The sequence below is a fragment of the Corynebacterium aurimucosum genome (assembly GCF_030408555.1).
GTDB classification, from domain to species: Bacteria; Actinomycetota; Actinomycetes; order Mycobacteriales; family Mycobacteriaceae; genus Corynebacterium; species Corynebacterium aurimucosum.
Map to the genome: position 1 here is coordinate 51,296 of NZ_CP047048.1, position 17,030 is coordinate 68,325.

Genomic DNA, 17,030 nt, shown 5'->3' on the forward strand with positions numbered 1-17,030 from the left:
AGGCGAACTACAGCATCAAACGCATGGCACGACTATTAAAAGTATCTCGGTCTGGATACTACAAATGGGCCCATGTACAGCAGAAACAACTATCCGGAAAAGATGATCGGGCAGCATTTTACGATGGCGTCGACCGCAAGATTCATCAGATTTGGAAAGACTCCGATGAGGTTTATGGTGCTCCGCGGATCACCGCAGAACTTACCGAGCGCTACCAGATCACCTTGAATCGCAAAACTGTGGCGAAGCGGATGCGCATGATGGGCATTGAAGGGATCTCACCGCGTGCTTTCGTTCCAGTGACAACGATCCAAGCCAAGCGTAAATCCACGCTTCCTGACCTGGTTAAACGCATGTTTGATACCGGTGTGAAGCGTCCTGGGGTTTAGTTCCTACCTCAGCTAAGGGAGGATTGAACTATGCCTAGAAAGTATTCCGTCGAGTTTAAGGAGAAGGCGGTCCATCAGATCATCGAAATGGTCCGCCTGGAGTCTTGCTCACTGCAACGCGCCTACACGGAGGTCGGTGAGCTCCTTGGAGTATCTCACCACACGTTGCGGGCTTGGTACCGTGACAGCGCTTCAGTACGCGATGACTCTGAGGTTTCAGGCGGCGAGACAATGGAAGAAGAGCTCAAGCGTCTGCGCCGCGAAAACCATGAGCTGAAACGAGCAAACGGGATTCTTAAGACTGCTTCGGCTTTTTTCGCAGCGGAACTCGACCGACCCACGAGTAAATGATCTCCTACATCGACGCGTACAAAGATCAGTTTGGGGCCTGGGGCCATCTGCAGAGTTCTAAAACAGGCAGATCGTGGATTCATCACCTCTCGTGGCTACCGCAAGGCGACCACTCGTGTTCCCAGTGCAAGGGCCTTAAGCGATAGCCTTCTCATCCCAGAGATACAGCGTGTGCATGCGGAGAATTTCTCGGTTTACGGTATCCGCAAAATGTGGCACGCGATGAACCGTGAAGGCTTTCATATCGGCCGCGATAAGACCGCACGCCTGATGAAGCTAGCAGGTGTTTCCGGCCGCAGACGCGGACGAACCCCCGTGACCACGATCAGCCCGAAGACACCGGATCATCGCTCGGACCTGGTGCAGCGAAACTTTCGTGCCCAAGCGCCAGGCAGGTTGTGGGTTGCTGACATTACCTACGTTCGCACCCTGTCAGGATTCGCCTATACCGCGTTTGTCGTGGATGTCTTCAGCCGAAAAATTGTTGGTGTTGCTACACGCTCGACGATGCGTACCGATGCGCTGCCCATTAAGGCTTTGGAGCATGCGTTAACGACTGCAGGGCGAATCCATGGAAACCAGCTGATTCACCATAGTGATCGGGGCAGCCAGTACGTGTCACTGAAGTATTCCACCGCGCTAGCGGAATCCGGAATCCGGCCGAGTGTCGGCACAGTCGGAGATTCCTATGACAATGCTCTAGCCGAAACAGTCAATGGTCTCTACAAGGCTGAACTGATTCATGCCCAAGGCCCGTGGACGTCGGTCGGAGAAGTCGAATTGGCCACCTTGCGGTGGGTGCATTGGTGGAACATCAAGCGGCTTCATGAAGCTTTGGACTATGCCACCCCACAGGAAGTAGAAACCGAGTACTATCTCACCCAGCCCATCAACACAGGGCCGTAAAAGAAGCGGAACTAAACCCAGGACGCTTCAGCGCGTGTTGTAGCGCATGCACCATCGAAAGACTTCTTGGCGGCAGGTAGTGGGATTGTCAAAGACTTTCCGATCACGCAGCACTTCACGCTTTATGGTGGCGTTAAAGGATTCTGCCAGGGCATTATCGGCACTCGTTCCCACTGCTCCCATGGATTGGCGAACACCAAGTTGGGTGCAGTGGTCTTGAAAAGCCTGTGAGGTGTACACACTGTCGTGATCGGAATGGAAAATTGCCCCTTGAAGGCTTCCGCGGACTTTCCTGGCATGGGACAAAGCTTCGATAACCAGCGATACCCGCATGTGATCGGCGAGTGCATGGCCGACGAGTTTGCGCGAGTAGACGTCGATGACTGTGGCAAGGTACATGTTCTTGCCTCCCTTACACGGCAGGTAGGTGATATCGCCTACATACACCTGGTTCGGCTTATCAGCGGTGAATTTGCGGCCTACTAAATCTGGCATGACTCGATGACCAGGCTTGCGCCTGGTAGTGACACATCGACGTTGTTTAGTAAAGCCTTTTAGCCCCATGGATTTCATAATGCGTGCGACCTTCTTGTGATTGATCGGAGGAAAGTCCGTATCGGCTTTAAGGCTTGCAGCGATGCGTTTAGCACCATAAAGCCCGTGCTCATCATCGAAGATGCTCTTGATTCTCGCCCCAATAAAAGCATCGGAACACATCTTTAACCTGCGTTTTTCGCGGGTGTTGACCCATTTGTAGAACGAGGAGCGATTGAGCTTTAACACGTGGCACATCCGCTTGACCGAGTACTCGGTTCGATGGTCATAGACAAACTGGAAGCGGATTACCAGCGTGTCTCTTCGGCAAAATATTTCGCGGCCTTACGCAGGATATCGCGTTCTTCACGAAGCTTAGAGACTTCTTTTTCTAGCTGACGGATTCGTTCAGAATCAGTCGTCGCCTGTGCCTTGTCGCGCATGCTTTTTGTGCGGACACGCTTGCCGGTGCCGTACTGCTTAAGCCAGGAATAAAGTGAGGAACGATTGATTCCTAGCTCTGCTGAAGCCGCGTGAAGTGAGAGGTCCTCATTGTTTTCGTAGAGGGCCACAGCATCACGTTTGAACTGTTCGGAGTACCTAGGCATGGTGGTAGATTACCTTTCTTCCCAACCCAACAGGGCTGGATATCAGGTGTCTACCAAACAGGGGTCAGGTCCCTCTGCTGAAGCCGCGTGGAGTGAAAGGTCCTCATTGTTTTCGTAGAGGGCCACAGCATCACGTTTGAACTGTTCGGAGTACCTAGGCATGGTGGTAGATTACCTTTCTTCCCAACCCAACAGGGCTGGATATCAGGTGTCTACCAAACAGGGGTCAGGTCCCCGTGCTGAGCGACGCTTATCTACTACGCCCCAGCCACCGTACCAGTGCTAGAAATGCCCCCTATTTATCTTGCAATGGAACGTTAACGGGTTCCGGCGAAGGGGGAACCACCATTTTCCCAATTCGGCGACAAATCATTGCCATCAGTGATTCAAGGGGGCCTTTCCCTACCGTGAAATACCATGCCGAAGAAAGAAGCATCATGGATACAATTTGGGCGAAAAACCATATGACGGCATGTTCATGAATGGACTCCAGGAAAGGAACGAACAACAGCAAGTGGGAGACATACAAAGTCATCGACATTGAGCCAGCGGTAATAAGAGGGAAAAGTAATCCCGATAGCGTTCGCGAAATCACAAGCAGGACCCCAATTACGAACAAGGCGACGCCTGCAGAAAGCATGATCGAGGGAGTTGTTTCTGTATGCGGACCACTAATCGCCAGCCACCATGCGGTGTCAGTGGGAAGGTGCCCATCGGGGCCGAATTTAAATATCTCTAGAATATCGTGTGCACCGTAACCATCGGTTTGCCCATATAGTTTCGCAAAACCGCCGCCGTAATCAAGTGCAAAAGTAGTGAATATGGCGCTAGAAGCAGCAATAAGTCCACCGCATACAGTGAGACGGATCTGAGTCGTTAGCCATTTTAAGTTCATACGGCACACGGCCATGCCTAAGCACAAGTACGCCATCCAGGTAATCGCAGGATATGTCCCGCCTATTAGCAAGGTGATAACAACGTCGAGCGGAGTTTCAAATACGTCGTAGAAACTCGGATTAAGCGTGGTTAGATAAACCACCCTCGAATTAGTAGCGAAAATTACTAATGGACCAATAAAAGCAAACAGTAGGGAAAGCGACAAAAGGTGCCATATCCGCAGTCGAGTTAAAGGTACTGCGAGAAGAAACATCAAGCCATAGTAGGGCAGAATATTATAGACATCTACGTCAAACTGGTCCAGTGCTAGGCCAATTCCCAGAATAAGCAGAGCGCGGGTTATTAATGAAACACAGCTGCGACGCCACTTTATGCCTACATGCGGGTTATTGGCACCTGTCATTAAAGCTACGGATATTCCTGCCAACACTGCGAAAAGTGCAGCAGAATTGCCAGCGCACATCTTCCAAATTGCGGTTGGTTCTCCTGTGTATTCATTAGAGGAGGGAAGAATATGTACGGCAATCATTCCGATAATCGCGACACCACGAGCAGCGTCAAGCCCGACGATTCGATTCGGGCTAAAACGTGGGCCGAAAGCGCGGTCAGTACTCCATGTAGGGGGACCCGGATCGCTTAATTCGGAAATGCTGGCTGGCAGCTTCTCTTTCTCTCCATCCCAGATGGGACGGACATCCGTGGGGCCAGGCGTGGGGCGATTCTGTGTGGTTTCTGGGGGCGTGTTTTGTCCGGTCACAATGAACCTTTCTCTGCACGAAATGGAATTAGTCTGTTGAGGGGAACTACTTAAAGTTTCAGTTTGGCTTCGAGATCAATTGCTCGACCGGTTCATCCAAGGCAGAAATGGGGTTGCCTTGCCAGATCGTGTCCCGCGGAACTTCATCTTGGCGCAGCACCAAAGAACCTGGATGTACAGTGACACGCTCACCAAGTGCGGAGCCGGGAAGCATGAAACTATTAGCACCTAGCGTTGCGCCGCATTTGATGTGCACTTTTTCAAGTGCCATCACACGGTCATGAAACAGATGGGTCTGCAGGACGGTGCCTCGATTTACGGTGGCCCTATCTTCGATGGTGATGAGATCAAATTCGGGCAACCACCACGTTTCACACCACACATGCTTGCCAATACGCGTCCCCATGAGGCGCGCCCACCAATTGAACAAAGGCGAACCGAGCGACATACGGACAAGTGAAGGAACTGCAAGCATTTCAGTAAAGTTGTCAACAAGTTCACCGCGCCATACGAACGTGGAGAATAAGGTGTGATTTCCAGCTCGGAATTTTCCTACAAGAGCCCACTTTACAAGGATTGGCAGCAAGCTTGCAATAACGCCGGCAGCCAGAACAATCGGCGTGGATAGCAGCACAACAGCACGCATTCCGGCAGCATCCATACCCCAATGCATATACACAATGGTCCCGACCCACACGATAAACAGATCTAAGTAAGCGGCGATAATCGCTGGGACGAATCGAAACAGCTCCACGAAAGCACGGGCAAACTTAAGATAATGCGGGGGATTAAAAGTTTGTTCCTTATCCGCGCTCACCTGTGAACGTGGAATCTGTCGAACGGATCGACCTAGCCAAGAGGAGCCACGCGCTGGACGTTCTGGGGTGGAGGATAAAACAGCAATGAGCGAATCTGTCGGGAGATCGTGGTCAGCACCGACAATTCCAGAGTTTCCGACAAAGGAACCATCACCGATTACTGTCGTCCCAACATGCACCCAGCCTCCTCGGTAGCGCGCAGATGTACATAGGGAGTGATCGGCAAGGAAGCAATGATTCCCTATAGACGTTAGATGCGGGATGGTTTCTACCGTGGAAATTTCGGTGTTTTCACCCACACGGGCCCCAAGCATCCGCATGAATGCTGGAGTAATCCACCCTGCATAGAGAAAGTAGGTAGAGGTCAAAGTCTTTTGCAACAAACTGTGCGTGAGCCAAAGAGCCCAGCCAGTAGAAGATTGCTGGAGGAAATACCCCGGCTTAATGAACACAGAGCAAAGACGTACCGAAAAAATCACAAGCGTGACCCATGACAATACTGTCAACAAGGTAAATACTGGCACCCATAGTGCCAACAGTGGAAATACCTCTTCGTAACGCTCGTGTTTCACAACCTGCGGCAGAATCACCAGCAAGCCCGGAAGAATAGCCAGTACTGGGAGCAGCGACATCCATCCTAGGCTCAAGAAGTACAGGATCCGCATCCCAAAGGTACTTACCTTTGCCACTGTGCCTTCAACAGCCGCCCTTTCCGGATGAATCCCCGGCCAGGTTAATCCAGCCTCACCGTGGTGGGATAGCGGCGACCCACCATATAGCTGTCCACTCGGGACATCAATGCTTACCGCAGATCCAGGCAAGACTTCTGCATAATCTCCAACGTGAACGCCCGGGTGAACGAAAGTGCGCAATCCTAGGCGCGCACCGTTGCCAACAGCGATTTTACCAATATGAACTTCATCGCCATCAATCCAATAACCGTTTATATCTACTTCCTGTTCAAGGGCGGCGTAGTCACCGATCTCGGCAAGACCCGTTACAGGCGGAAAAGTAGCCAACTGTGCACCCCGTCCCACGGTGCACCCAAATAGGCGGAACAGCAAGGGTGCTAAAGGAGTACCCAAAATTGGTTCTAGCTTAAGAAATGTGAGGAACCGCTCTGCTGCCCATACGCGCAAATGAGTCCAGCCTCCTCGGCTATAAACTCCGGGTTTTATCCCAGCGGTGGCTAGCCTAGCGACGATGGTAATTTGCGCTATTTTTCCAGGAACCGAAAAGAGCAAGAACCACCCGACGGCGAGCGGCCAAAAAGAAATTCCCGGCACCCAAGCAGCATTAAAGAAGAACTTCAACGCCCAAACAACTAGCAAGGATCCCACAATATAGCGTGCCGCGTTTAGCACGTAGATTAGACAAACGACCGCCGTTTGGAAAAGTCCCGACCACCATGGCATCTTGCCTGGCATACGCCGTTCACCGGAGGATTGCTTGAGTCCTGAAACGTATTCCGCCATGCCAGAAAGGGTGGGGTTTTCGTACAACGCACCAATATCTAAGGTGGGATAGTCACTGCGCAGTTCTACTGCGAGCTTCGCAATAGCCACAGAGGAACCACCCAGATCGAAGAAATTCGATCCCTCGTCCATTGGAATCTTGCCTAGCTGATCCGACCACTTTTCAGCTAGCCACTGCAGATTGGCAGGCAACTCAGAGCCAAAGTCGTCGGAATCCGGTAAAGGCCATGGAAGGGCCTTACGATCCACTTTGCCGGAGGTTTTGGTTGGCAGGGAATCGACAAAGCATAATGTCGGGGCAATGCCACCCGGCAGCACAGTCGCAAGATGACGTCTAGTGTCAGCCATCGAAATCTCCCCATCAGGGACAATGTAGCCAACAATGACATCAGAACCGGCTGGAGTCTTTTGCTTAGCTGCTGCAGCGGCTAGAACACCGGGAGCGCCAGCAAGCGCACGATCAATTTCTCCCAGCTCCATACGACGGCCGCCGAACTTGATTTGATCGTCATTGCGGCCGGCAAAAATGAGTCCTTCTGTCTCTGCTACAACAAGGTCTCCAGTGCGATAGGCACGTTGCCACTCTAGCGCCTGAATCGGTGCGTAAGTTTTTGCATCCTTTTCTTTATCCAGATAACGCCCGAGGCCTACACCGGTGACCACAAGTTCTCCAGTTTCTCCCCAACGGACTGGTTCTTCTGTCTCTGGGTCAATCACGGCTAATTGCCAACCTGGAGTGGGGCGCCCAATACGAACAGGCGTGTCACTGTCCATCGGAACCATCCGGTGCCCGGAGCAAATAACAGTAGCTTCGGTGGGGCCGTAGGTATTCCAGAGCTCCCTACCTGGAGTTGCTAGTCGATTAATCAGCTCTTGCGGCAGAGCCTCACCGCCAAAGATGAGAAGACGAACTTTCTCAAGTGATTTGGTAGACCAGAAGGAAGCCAGTGTTGGCACCGTAGATATAGCTGTGATGTCATGATCGGTGATCCACTTTCCCAAAGCATCAGCAGAACGCACGATATCGCGTGGTGCGGCTACCAATGCAGCTCCATACCGCCATGCCAACCACATTTCTTCACAGGAAGCATCGAACGCCACGGAAAGACCAGCCATAACCCGATCTCCGGGGCCGAGCGGTTCATCGGTGAGGTACATACGCGACTCTGCGTCTACTAATGCCGCAGCAGAACGGTGTGTGATTGCTACGCCCTTGGGCTTTCCAGTGGAACCAGACGTAAAAATAATCCAGGCATCATCGCCCAACGTCGGCGCCTTTTGTTCCACTCCTTCTTGAGATTCTTTCTGCAATTCCAGCGAGAGCTCAGCCCCGTAGACAGCAGTAACGTCCGCTTCTTCCCACACAGTATCGGCACGCGAGTCAGGATCGTCCCAATCCACGGGCACGTAGGCGGCGCCCGCACACAGAGTGGACAGAATAGCAATGTATAGATCTAGCGTCCCTGACGGCACCCTGATGCCCACGCGATCGCCAGGCCCAACACCAATACTGTTGAGACGCTGCACCTGCGCCTCTACCCGTTGGGCAAGCTCGCGGTACGTAAGCTGCTCAGATGCCTCGAGCGCAATTTCATTGGGATAAGCATCAACCGTAGCTTCAAAAATATCTACCAATGTCCGAGGCTCTGGCACGTCCTCAGTCCCAAAAATGGCGTACTCAGAGTGATCCACAGGCGACATGCACGGGGAGCTTTCGTAAGTCAAAATTCTGCCTTCCTTAATGGGCATCAATTTCCTTAGACACAGTGAAGTGCCCCGAGTTTTGTTCCTAGGCATTTGCCTTGATTTCTATTTTTACTTGCGGCGGGTTCTGTTTCCAAAATTCGGTTTCCACTTCGACTGGGGTTCGGTACCCCAAGCTTTGGTGAAGCCTCGTCTCGTTCCACCATGACACCCACTCGAACGTCGCGATTTCTACCTCGACAACGTCATTCCACCTGCGAGTATGGATCAGCTCGTTTTGTAGGAGCCGTTAACGTTTTCAGCCAGAGCATTGTCATAGGAGTCGCCAACTGTCCCAGTAGAAGCGTCAATCCCGTGCTGGGCAAGAGGCTCGTTGTAGACAACGCTGACGTATTGCGAGCCGTGGTCCGAATGGTGAATGAGACCTGTTGTTTCCTCAGCACACACGATCGCCTGATTGAGAGCTTGCAGCGGCAACGCTTCGGTGCGCATGGAGTCTGATAATGCATTCGTCGGGAGTAAACGTCGGTGACAAACGCGGCATACACAAAGCCTTTCTTCGTGCGCACATACGTAATGTCAGCCACCCACAGCTTGTTTTAGGCCCTGGGCTTTGAATTCACGCTCGACCAAGTCCGGGCGCAGATCAGGCACGTTAGGCTTGCGGGTTGTGATTGGTGACCCGCCTTTGCCTTTGCCAGAAACACCAGCCAGGCGCATCAACCGAGCAGTTTGTTCACGACCGATATCAATTCCGTCACGGCGGAGAGCATGCCACATCTTCCGCACACCGTAGACACCGTAATTATCCCGATGAATAGAACTAATGCGTTCAACCAGACAGCATCGCGAAGGCGACGAGCACTTAACCCACGGGCCTTAAACTGGCGATAACCACGTGAGGTGATGAACCCAGCGGCTCGGTTATTCTTCAACGTCTTACAGATGAACTCGACAGAGAAACGATTCCGGTATTCATCGATGAACCGGATCATTTCCGACGTTTTGGGTCGAGTTCTGACGCGAAAAAGGCTGAGGCCGCCTTCAGCAGCTCATTAGTGTCACGTAACTCTTGATTTTCACGGCGTAGCCTCGCGTTTTCCGCGGCCAAGTCTTCAGGCACAGGTTCTGGGATGTTTCCCTCACGACGGGCCTGCTGGGTCCACTGACGAGCCGTGTGCCATGAAACCCCCAACTTTGGAGCTACTGCCTGGCACGCGGCTTGCATCGACATATTTTCCGCCAAGATGCGGTCCTCTACAAGACGGACCACACGGTCCTTTGCATCCTGATCAAATTTTCTTGGCATATTCCAGATTTTCCCATCTACTCAAACGGAACAAAACCTGGGACACTTCACATCCGTGCATACACGGATGGTGACTTCTTTTGGTTTGACGTCCTGCCTGGCAGACACATTTTCCCTAAAGCGATTCTTGCTGATCAAGTCCGTGGGGGTCGCTTTGCGACTTTCTCTTCGCGAACGTTGTTGAATGCGTCCTAACCTTGAAGGATACAAGTTACCGGTCGCGACATTGGGGTTGCCAAACGCTGGTAAGCATTGTGGGATGGCGGGTTTAGGGGGCTGGTCCGGAACTTGATGATCAAAGATCCTGAAAACAATCATTGTTTTGTTGGGGCCATTGAGGGATACAACAGATTAGCTGCTGTTCAATCAAGCCGGGGTGCTGAAGGTGAATTGAATCTTGGCGTCTGACTGGTGGCCCATTTGGATTGGTATCTCAGTCAGAGTTTTTCGAATCATTCCGAACATGTTGCGCTACAAATCCGAGGGAATCCCTCCCTGTTACCTGGGGAAACACCTTGTTGTAATTTTTTTATTCCATTTTCTATGCAGATGCCGGCTCCATCCGGTAATCTCAGTAGTGGTTTCAGGGATAAGTCAGCTTGGAGCCTTGGGACATTACTGACTTTTACACGAAGCGAGCCCGGGACTAACCACTCCCAATATGGGCCCAACCACCGTAACGTGTGCAGCGAAGTATTCGCTGCTGCCGGGAAACCGGTGATGATTGTTAGATCATTTCGGATGGTGTAAAGGAGTTCGCTTCATGGAAATTCCGCCCCCACATTTCGGCCGGAGAAAAACACGTGTAGTCTCCGCGGATGAGTCAGTCCGTGTCGAGCTCATGCTCCCTGCCCCGATAGTCCAACGTTTGGCCTCTGAGTCTGCGGAAATTGGCTGCTCAATGTCACGAATTATGAGGCGCTGGCTGCGGGATCTCGAGGTGCTCGACTGTGGGACAGAAGAGTCGTATGAGGCAAAAGGGGGCAAGCCGACCTAATAGCAATTATCGGACAAATCCGAAGCAAAATCAGGGCCCGATCCTGCAAGATCGCGCCCTGTGGTCGCCGACGTTCTGCAAAACGTTGAGCGAAAGAATCCAATCAATTCACTGCAAGTTACATGAATGGAGATGCGTCTATCTTGTCATGCCTCAAAATATTTAGCAACAGTGCCACTCGATCCAATGCCTCAAGCATGAGGGCGGTGAGCGCGCGTGGGTAGATTTACTGCACTTGCAGCAGCACCAGCGGTCGTTGAGGAATCAATGCGTAGCAGTATTCCAACTGTGTCGGTGATAGGTCAGGCATCCCCGTCGAGGGTGCGCCGACTTACTCGGCGCACGCTTCCTGATACGGATCGCTATCTGAGACTGAGGGAGATCGGAATCCAGCGTCCAGCGGGACCGCTGCGGAGTGAGGCTATTGACCGTGCAGCGCTTGTCCAAGCGCACACCCGAGCTATAGATGAGGTTGCTGATGTCAAGGCTGCGCGTGTTGTAGCGCGATATCTCTACGATGAGGCGATTGTTTTCGGCTCGGTTGACGAAGAACGAGCGCTGACACGCCCTGCAGTGGATAAATGGCTTTTCCGGGATGACGTCTTTTCTCGCAGGTCACAGCGCACTTACCGGACAATCCTCTATGCTGCAGGCCGGACGTTGTATCCTCATGAATTTCCTGAGCCGCATCGTCAGCGAGGGCCGCGCCGCAAGGCCGTTCCGGCCGCGAAAACATCCCTGGAGAATGAGCTGTATGCGATTGCTCCGAGCCTGCGACCGGTGCTGCGCGCGCAACTGCTGACGATCTTAGATCTGACTACGGGCGCGGGGCTGTCGTCTCAGGAGATCCGTCACCTGCGAGGAAGCGACATCTCCCTTCTTGAGCTGCCCGAATGCACTGCTGTTCAGATTGCGGTGCGAAAGCGGGGTGTTGTCTCTCGTGTGGTGCCGGTCGTGTGTCCCGTTCGAGGGCATCGTCTTTTGACTCGGGCACGCGAGGTCGGCAGCGGCTTTGTATTCCCTATTGTGGGGAATTCCATGCCTAGGAATGCAATCTGTCATGTCTCGGAGGAGCTCGTTGAGCAGGGCTTTCCTGGATTTAATGCGGCGGCGCTGAGGAATCGTTGGGTGGTAAAACTGGCCTCTGACCCGGGGGTCCCGGCGGCGATGCTGATGAAAATGGCAGGCATCGCGGACCTGCGGGTGCTGCATGATCTGGAAGCGGATCTCCCGAAGTTTTCACCGGAAGACGAGGCAAAAGCCTTGCTGCACTGCGAAGGGGAGGACCTCTGATGACCGTTGCAGTGCAGGAGCAAAGGGTGATGATCTCTCCGGACTATGTGGACAGCTGCGCGGCTGTGATAGAAAAATCTGGAGCGCATCGGATGATCGAATTTTATTTTTCCCAGGACCGTGGCGTGGGCGGACGGAGATCCACCGGCCCGAAATACTCAATGCTGGGGGTGCTCACCGTGGGTTTGGCCCTGATTGGGATTCGGCGTGTTCCTACGATGGCGGAGATCTGGCGCACCCTATGGACCCTAGACCCCGCCCAACAGGACCGGCTTGATCTAGACCTTTCTTGCGGCGAGGGCACCTACAGAGCTTTTGCCATGTGGCTAACGCGGCGGCTTGAGCCACTTGATTCACTGCCGGAGGCTCCTGCGCGCCGTGTGAAAAATGGTGATCATCGTCGAATGATGGCCGCGCGTTCTCCGGAGCAAGAGCAAGCCTCTGAGATTGCGTCCGAGAGACTTCATCAGGTTGTCAACGCTCTGGTGGCAGGCTCAATCCACGAGCAAGCCCCCAAAGGATATCGCGGCGATATCATCGCCGACGAGACGATTATTGATTTGGCGGGTCAGTCGATGGGGTTAGGCAGCCGCGATACGAAACGTCGCGGAGCGGCGTACTCGGGTGCCTACTACATTCGAGATCGCGAAGATCACTCCCTGCATTCCGAGTTGGGCACCCGTCGCAGCACCAAAGGCGGTGTGGCTGTCGGCATTACTGCTGTGTGCCGCGTCGGTCCCCCGAAAGCCGTGTATTCGGTAGCCCCGGTCATTACGGGGATTTCGATTGATAAACCGAGTTCGGGCTCGGTCCAGGGTTTGACGCGTGCTATTCGGTTTCATCAAGAAAATGGGTTTGACCAGCGCATTAAGCGTGGTCGCTTGCCATTGCTGACCGTCGACATGGGCTACAACGTCAAACAGCACTTTAACGACGAGCTTCTCGCCGCAGGCTATGCTCCTGTTGTTCGCTATCCCAAGTCCTGGCGTACTGTTTTCGCATCTGACAGCGCTTCTGGGGACGAACCTGCCAGTGGACCACTGCAAATCGCGGGTGAGTTTTACTGTCCTGCTGCGCGTGGGATCGCAGGCGACGGGAAGATTGTCCGACGCACAATGGAGCTGCTTGGAGAGGACGATGGTTTTGAGCGCCATGATGCTCAGCTCGAAGCTTTATTCCCACTGATCATGGGGACTAATTCTCGTCCTTATCGGGCGCGTCAAGGCCGTGGCCGCCCTCGTAAGGATGAACATGAGGCTGAACGGCCCGTGAAAATCGATTTGGTCTGCCCCGCCGTGCAGGGGCGAGTGCGATGCCCACTCAAACCGGCGTCCATGACTCAATCACCCGAGGAGGCACCAGAAATTTCACCCAGCTGGAGTGCAGATCGCTATAAATGCTGCTCAAAATCCAGCATTACCCACACACTTACCCCTGAACAGTGGAAACGTGCCCAGTGGGGTCTCGTTCCTGGCTCCTGGGAGCATGCGACTTATTATGAAGCAGCTCGCGCTATTACCGAGCAACGTTTTTCGATTATGAAATCGCCGCACGTTACTGGCATGGAATCTTTCAAGCGTGGTGTTCGGCGTGAGCCGATGCTCTACATCACGCTCGCCCTATGGGTGGCCTCGACGAACCTTGCGATCCAAGAGCAATTCGAGCGGAAAACCGCAAGCCAAGACTCGATGACACGACGACTCCGGATGGTTCGTGAGGACACCGGCCGAGACCTGGCCAAGGTCCCGCCCCGGACTTAATTGTGTACCTGGGAGTCCTACGTATAGCTGATACTGTCTGGGGTGTTTGCGGGCTGAGGATATAGGGCGTCAGTGGCCCGTAAATCGAAGTTGATGGAGTCAGAAGTTGTGTTTTAGGTCAAAGACTGCGGGGTACGATAGCGATAATTGGACCTGATGAATGGTAGAAGTGGAATGGAACCGAAAGAGCTTGTACCTGTAGGTATTCGTGTCTTTGTGCGTGATATGACCAGCAGCATTGTGCTTCGTGAAATTCGAAGCATGTGGGAGTCGGAGGGATTTTCTGAGCCTTCTTCGGTAGAGCCAATCGGCGGGGAGCGGGTGTCTTTGTATGAGGCGTATATTCGTCAAGTCGACTGGACGTCTCACGGAGAGGCCGCACGTGCTCTCAGGGTTTTTCAAGAAACTCTGTTGGAAGTTTGGAATGGATGGTCAGAAGAATACCTGGCTCTCCGTGACAGAGAGTTTGACAAGCTCACGCGAAAAATTGAGGCTGCGGGTCTTGAAGTTTCGGACAAGCGGCTGATTCAATTACCGCAGAGTCTTGAGATTTCGCCAGAAGACTTGCAAGGTTTAACCGAGCCGGGCGCTATTTTTGTCCACTTAGATCGTCTGTCTGGGGCCTTACGCGATTCGGATCCAGAATTGGTTATTGGGCAAGCGAAGGAACTGGTTGAAACCACCGCAAAGCTAATTCTCAAGGAGAGAAAAGTTGAATACGATCCGAAACTCAAAATGGGCCCTCTACTGAGAAAAGCCCAGCACTCCATTGGATTGTCGGACGGAAATCAACAGCTCGGACCGGACAAACTGCAGGCTGTAAGGCAGATACTCAATGGCGCCGGTAATGTTGCCTTGGGCCTTGCCGAACTTCGCAATAGCTATGGGACTGGGCACGGACCTGGGAGTTTAAGGTCGGGTTTAGAGCAGCGGCATGCGGAGCTGGCCGTGAATGCCGCTCGTCTTTGGTGTGAGATGATGCTTACAACCTTTTCCTCCGAAACCGCGCCTTGGCGTTTTGAGGATTCAAACGAGAGAGACTGACTTCCTAGTGGTGGAATCTCGTTAAATAAAAGCTCTGGACAATTTTTAAGACAAATGTTCTAAAGCTCGTCTGGCTATGCTGGACGAGCTTTTCTCATGTCCGCAGTATGTGCTAGGCCCAAGAGGCGAGTGGACAGGCGGTGATTTTAGGGCCTATTTCGCGGTCGATTGAAGAGCCCAAATAGTGGAATTAATTCTCGGGAGATTATATACATGCAGGTCGGGAGCCGCTTCTTAAAAAACAGTCCTGAGCTGCCATCGTGAACATCACACGCTGTAACAGCCCCGTATCTTCTTGCGGGGCTGTTGTCGTTTTCCGGATAAACCCTACGTTCACGGTGAATAGTGGCCAGAAATTTGAAATTTTTCGCCCTTATTTACCGTGAACGACAGTGACAGGTTCGTGAGAAGGGGTGTACCGCCGGCTTAAGCGCTTTGCCAGCGCATCCTGCCATCAGAAGCGGGTGCGCACGTCATCGGGACACCTTTCTTTGATACGCCGCTACCGCCATTGCAATACGCGCCGGGGTGAACGTAGTTCTCCTGCACGGCGGGTGCTTCGTAAATAGCGGCGGCCTCTTGCACTGGGGGATTCGCGGCCATCATTTCGTCGGCGCACTGTTGTGTCCAGCCAGAAGTTCCATCGCTGAAGAATGTCGTTCCGGTCTCGTGCAGTGAGACGTCACCGCAGGATTCGATGGTTTTCTCCATCGGAGAAGGCTGCGCCGCGCCGGGAGCCTCGGTGAAGCCGATGACTTCTTCTTGCGGTTGATCCACGCCGATATCTTCGGCGCTTTCCTCAGCAGCAGGAAGAGTGGGGTGTGGGGTCTCTTCTGCTGTTTCAGTAACGCTGGTGCTTGTGCTTGGTGGCGTCTCACTCTCAAGAGTGGATTCGACGTCGAGAGAAGTGCAGCCGCTGAGTACGAAGAGCGCAGCGGCAAGGGGGAGAATTCGTTTCATTTCAGATCCTTTGGCTACTCTTCCTCATACTAATGGGCACTACCTCAATTCCGCACAGGAATCACACAGCAGGTGGCCAGCCTTGGAGGATAAGCTAGTCTCTCATGAAAAACGGCTTTCTGCAGCGCGCGTTCCTCGCCATTCTCCTCGGCACCGCCGCTCCAGTTCCAGCGCATGCCCAGACCATGGAGACCTCCGCCGCGCAGGATCTCGGCATCAACGATCCTGACTGCAAGCCCACGGGTTCCGTCACCGAGCCGGTCGTCCTTCTCCACGGCACCTCAGCCAACGCGGCCGATTGGAATGACCTCATCCCAAAACTCACCGAGCAGGGCATGTGTGTGGGCCTTCGACTACGGCGCCGAGGATGTCACCTATCAGAACGCCTATGACTACATGAAAGGCATTGCGGATCTGGATGCTTCTGGGCGCGAAATAGCCGGGCACATCGAGCACATCCGTGAGGTCACCGGAGCACACAAAGTAAACCTCGTCGGTTTCTCCCAAGGCGGCCTGCACACCAAGACCTTCACGCAGCTCTACGGCTCAGCAGAGGAAGTGAACCGAGTGGTTACAATCGGTGCGAACTTCCACGGGACAACGTGGGGTGACAGAGCAACGCCCCTCAACAGGGCGGCGAAAATTGCGCCCGATGTGGTTGATTTCCTGGGCACCAGCGCGGGCATCCAGCAGTTGCAGGGCTCGGACTTTATGGAGGACCTCAATCAGCTTCCGGACACCGCGCCCGGAGTGACCTACACGTCCATCTACTCGTCGGCGGATAATACCGTGACACCGAATCGGACCTCCGAGCTCAGCGCTGTGCCGGGTGCGGACGTGGCCAACGTGGAGTCCGCCCCCGTCGACCATGGGCAGTTACCTCACGACCCGCGCGTGCACGAGCAGATCATTTGGGGGCTAACGCGCTAGTGACACAAATCCAAGGGGCCATCGACGCGGAAGGCCGGTGCCACCACTGGCACACGCTTGTCGACGTCATTGCGAACAAGTGCCACGCCTGCGGCGGCTGGTTCGCGTGCTCGCTGTGTCATGCGGAATTAACGGAACATGACTTCGGGCCTATGCCGAAGGACGAGCTGTGTGTCATGTGTGGGGCCTGCGGCCGAACAATGACCTACGCCGAATATTCGGCATATAAATGCCCCGCGTGCGGGCACGCTTTCAATCCAGGCTGTGCGCTGCACGCGGGGACGTATTTCAGCTAGGC

The 17,030-nt window shown here is 53.6% G+C and carries 15 protein-coding genes and 2 pseudogenes; 8 read left to right on the top strand and 9 right to left on the bottom strand.

The genetic code is table 11. The features are described 5' to 3' along the window. The first annotated feature begins 23 nt into the window (after positions 1–23). Positions 24–389: an IS3 family transposase gene (locus CAURIM_RS00275; protein WP_201828877.1), complete on the top strand. Its 366-nt coding sequence runs from the start codon at positions 24–26 to the stop codon at positions 387–389. Between the two features lie 30 nt (positions 390–419). Beyond that, positions 420–1,646 (top strand): annotated as a pseudogene (locus CAURIM_RS00280) (IS3 family transposase). Between the two features lie 27 nt (positions 1,647–1,673). Here the strand turns inward: CAURIM_RS00280 and CAURIM_RS00285 are convergent. The 7 genes and pseudogenes from CAURIM_RS00285 to CAURIM_RS12885 form a co-directional block, all read right to left on the bottom strand. After that, positions 1,674–2,788, bottom strand: a protein-coding gene (locus CAURIM_RS00285) for an IS3 family transposase (protein WP_201828876.1) whose coding sequence is annotated in 2 segments (ribosomal slippage) — positions 1,674–2,509 and positions 2,509–2,788 — 1,116 coding nt in all. Because the reading frame shifts where the segments join, the coding sequence is not laid out codon by codon here. Between the two features lie 295 nt (positions 2,789–3,083). Further along, positions 3,084–4,442 carry a heparan-alpha-glucosaminide N-acetyltransferase domain-containing protein gene (locus CAURIM_RS00290; protein WP_201828812.1) on the bottom strand — a complete coding sequence of 453 codons (1,359 nt, stop codon included), beginning with the start codon at positions 4,440–4,442 and terminating at the stop codon, positions 3,084–3,086. A 58-nt stretch (positions 4,443–4,500) separates the two neighbouring features. After that, positions 4,501–8,484 (bottom strand): Pls/PosA family non-ribosomal peptide synthetase, encoded by a 3,984-nt coding sequence (locus CAURIM_RS00295; RefSeq protein WP_201828875.1) that lies wholly within the window; start codon positions 8,482–8,484, stop codon positions 4,501–4,503. A gap of 40 nt (positions 8,485–8,524) precedes the next feature. Next, positions 8,525–8,710, bottom strand: a complete 186-nt coding sequence (locus CAURIM_RS12870; protein WP_353959323.1) for an integrase core domain-containing protein — start codon at positions 8,708–8,710, stop codon at positions 8,525–8,527. Further along, positions 8,707–8,931 carry a hypothetical protein gene (locus CAURIM_RS12875; protein WP_322090702.1) on the bottom strand — a complete coding sequence of 75 codons (225 nt, stop codon included), beginning with the start codon at positions 8,929–8,931 and terminating at the stop codon, positions 8,707–8,709. The genes CAURIM_RS12870 and CAURIM_RS12875 overlap by 4 nt, the downstream gene beginning before the upstream one ends. Before the next feature lie 87 nt (positions 8,932–9,018). After that, positions 9,019–9,219, bottom strand: a complete 201-nt coding sequence (locus CAURIM_RS12880; RefSeq protein WP_322090701.1) for a hypothetical protein — start codon at positions 9,217–9,219, stop codon at positions 9,019–9,021. Between the two features lie 211 nt (positions 9,220–9,430). Beyond that, positions 9,431–9,809, bottom strand: a pseudogene (locus tag CAURIM_RS12885) (transposase). A 1,509-nt stretch (positions 9,810–11,318) separates the two neighbouring features. On the opposite strand from CAURIM_RS12885, the gene CAURIM_RS00305 reads away from it, so the two are divergent. From CAURIM_RS00305 to CAURIM_RS00315, 3 genes are all read left to right on the top strand, one after another. Beyond that, positions 11,319–12,038: a hypothetical protein gene (locus CAURIM_RS00305; RefSeq protein ID WP_236659355.1), complete on the top strand. Its 720-nt coding sequence runs from the start codon at positions 11,319–11,321 to the stop codon at positions 12,036–12,038. Further along, positions 12,038–13,798: a hypothetical protein gene (locus CAURIM_RS00310; protein WP_236659354.1), complete on the top strand. Its 1,761-nt coding sequence runs from the start codon at positions 12,038–12,040 to the stop codon at positions 13,796–13,798. Before CAURIM_RS00305 ends, CAURIM_RS00310 begins: the two co-directional genes overlap by 1 nt. 156 nt (positions 13,799–13,954) lie before the next feature. Next, positions 13,955–14,842, top strand: coding sequence for an abortive infection family protein (locus CAURIM_RS00315; protein ID WP_236659409.1), 888 nt, complete (start codon positions 13,955–13,957; stop codon positions 14,840–14,842). A 426-nt stretch (positions 14,843–15,268) separates the two neighbouring features. Here CAURIM_RS00315 and CAURIM_RS00320 read toward each other — a convergent pair whose 3' ends face one another. Continuing rightward, the gene (locus CAURIM_RS00320; RefSeq protein WP_201828872.1) at positions 15,269–15,802 is read right to left on the bottom strand and encodes a hypothetical protein; all 534 of its coding nucleotides are present in this window, start codon (positions 15,800–15,802) and stop codon (positions 15,269–15,271) included. Positions 15,803–15,906: 104 nt separating this feature from the next. On the opposite strand from CAURIM_RS00320, the gene CAURIM_RS00325 reads away from it, so the two are divergent. Both CAURIM_RS00325 and CAURIM_RS00330 read left to right on the top strand, forming a co-directional pair. Further along, complete coding sequence (locus tag CAURIM_RS00325; RefSeq protein WP_236659353.1) at positions 15,907–16,194, top strand: lipase family protein; 288 nt, start codon at positions 15,907–15,909, stop codon at positions 16,192–16,194. Further along, positions 16,142–16,732: an esterase/lipase family protein gene (locus CAURIM_RS00330; RefSeq protein ID WP_236659352.1), complete on the top strand. Its 591-nt coding sequence runs from the start codon at positions 16,142–16,144 to the stop codon at positions 16,730–16,732. The genes CAURIM_RS00325 and CAURIM_RS00330 overlap by 53 nt, the downstream gene beginning before the upstream one ends. Here CAURIM_RS00330 and CAURIM_RS12965 read toward each other — a convergent pair. Next, positions 16,729–16,854: a hypothetical protein gene (locus tag CAURIM_RS12965; protein WP_408909962.1), complete on the bottom strand. Its 126-nt coding sequence runs from the start codon at positions 16,852–16,854 to the stop codon at positions 16,729–16,731. The two genes, CAURIM_RS00330 and CAURIM_RS12965, sit on opposite strands and share 4 nt — an antisense overlap. Here CAURIM_RS12965 and CAURIM_RS00335 point away from each other — a divergent pair. Next, a complete protein-coding gene (locus tag CAURIM_RS00335) occupies positions 16,801–17,028 on the top strand; it encodes a hypothetical protein (RefSeq protein WP_408909957.1) in 228 nt (75 codons plus the stop codon). The genes CAURIM_RS12965 and CAURIM_RS00335 overlap by 54 nt on opposite strands. Positions 17,029–17,030: the final 2 nt, after the last annotated feature.

Bases quoted from the DNA above. Each gene is read 5' to 3' on its own strand.
- CAURIM_RS00275 (WP_201828877.1), top strand. From the start codon at position 24: ATGGCACGACTATTAAAAGTATCTCGGTCTGGATACTACAAATGGGCC.
- CAURIM_RS00295 (WP_201828875.1), bottom strand. From the start codon at position 8,484: ATGCCCATTAAGGAAGGCAGAATTTTGACTTACGAAAGCTCCCCGTGC.
- CAURIM_RS12875 (WP_322090702.1), bottom strand. From the start codon at position 8,931: ATGCGCACCGAAGCGTTGCCGCTGCAAGCTCTCAATCAGGCGATCGTG.
- CAURIM_RS12880 (WP_322090701.1), bottom strand. From the start codon at position 9,219: ATGTGGCATGCTCTCCGCCGTGACGGAATTGATATCGGTCGTGAACAA.
- CAURIM_RS00310 (WP_236659354.1), top strand. From the start codon at position 12,038: ATGACCGTTGCAGTGCAGGAGCAAAGGGTGATGATCTCTCCGGACTAT.
- CAURIM_RS00315 (WP_236659409.1), top strand. From the start codon at position 13,955: ATGAATGGTAGAAGTGGAATGGAACCGAAAGAGCTTGTACCTGTAGGT.
- CAURIM_RS00320 (WP_201828872.1), bottom strand. From the start codon at position 15,802: ATGAAACGAATTCTCCCCCTTGCCGCTGCGCTCTTCGTACTCAGCGGC.
- CAURIM_RS00325 (WP_236659353.1), top strand. From the start codon at position 15,907: ATGAAAAACGGCTTTCTGCAGCGCGCGTTCCTCGCCATTCTCCTCGGC.
- CAURIM_RS12965 (WP_408909962.1), bottom strand. From the start codon at position 16,854: ATGACACAGCGAGCACGCGAACCAGCCGCCGCAGGCGTGGCACTTGTT.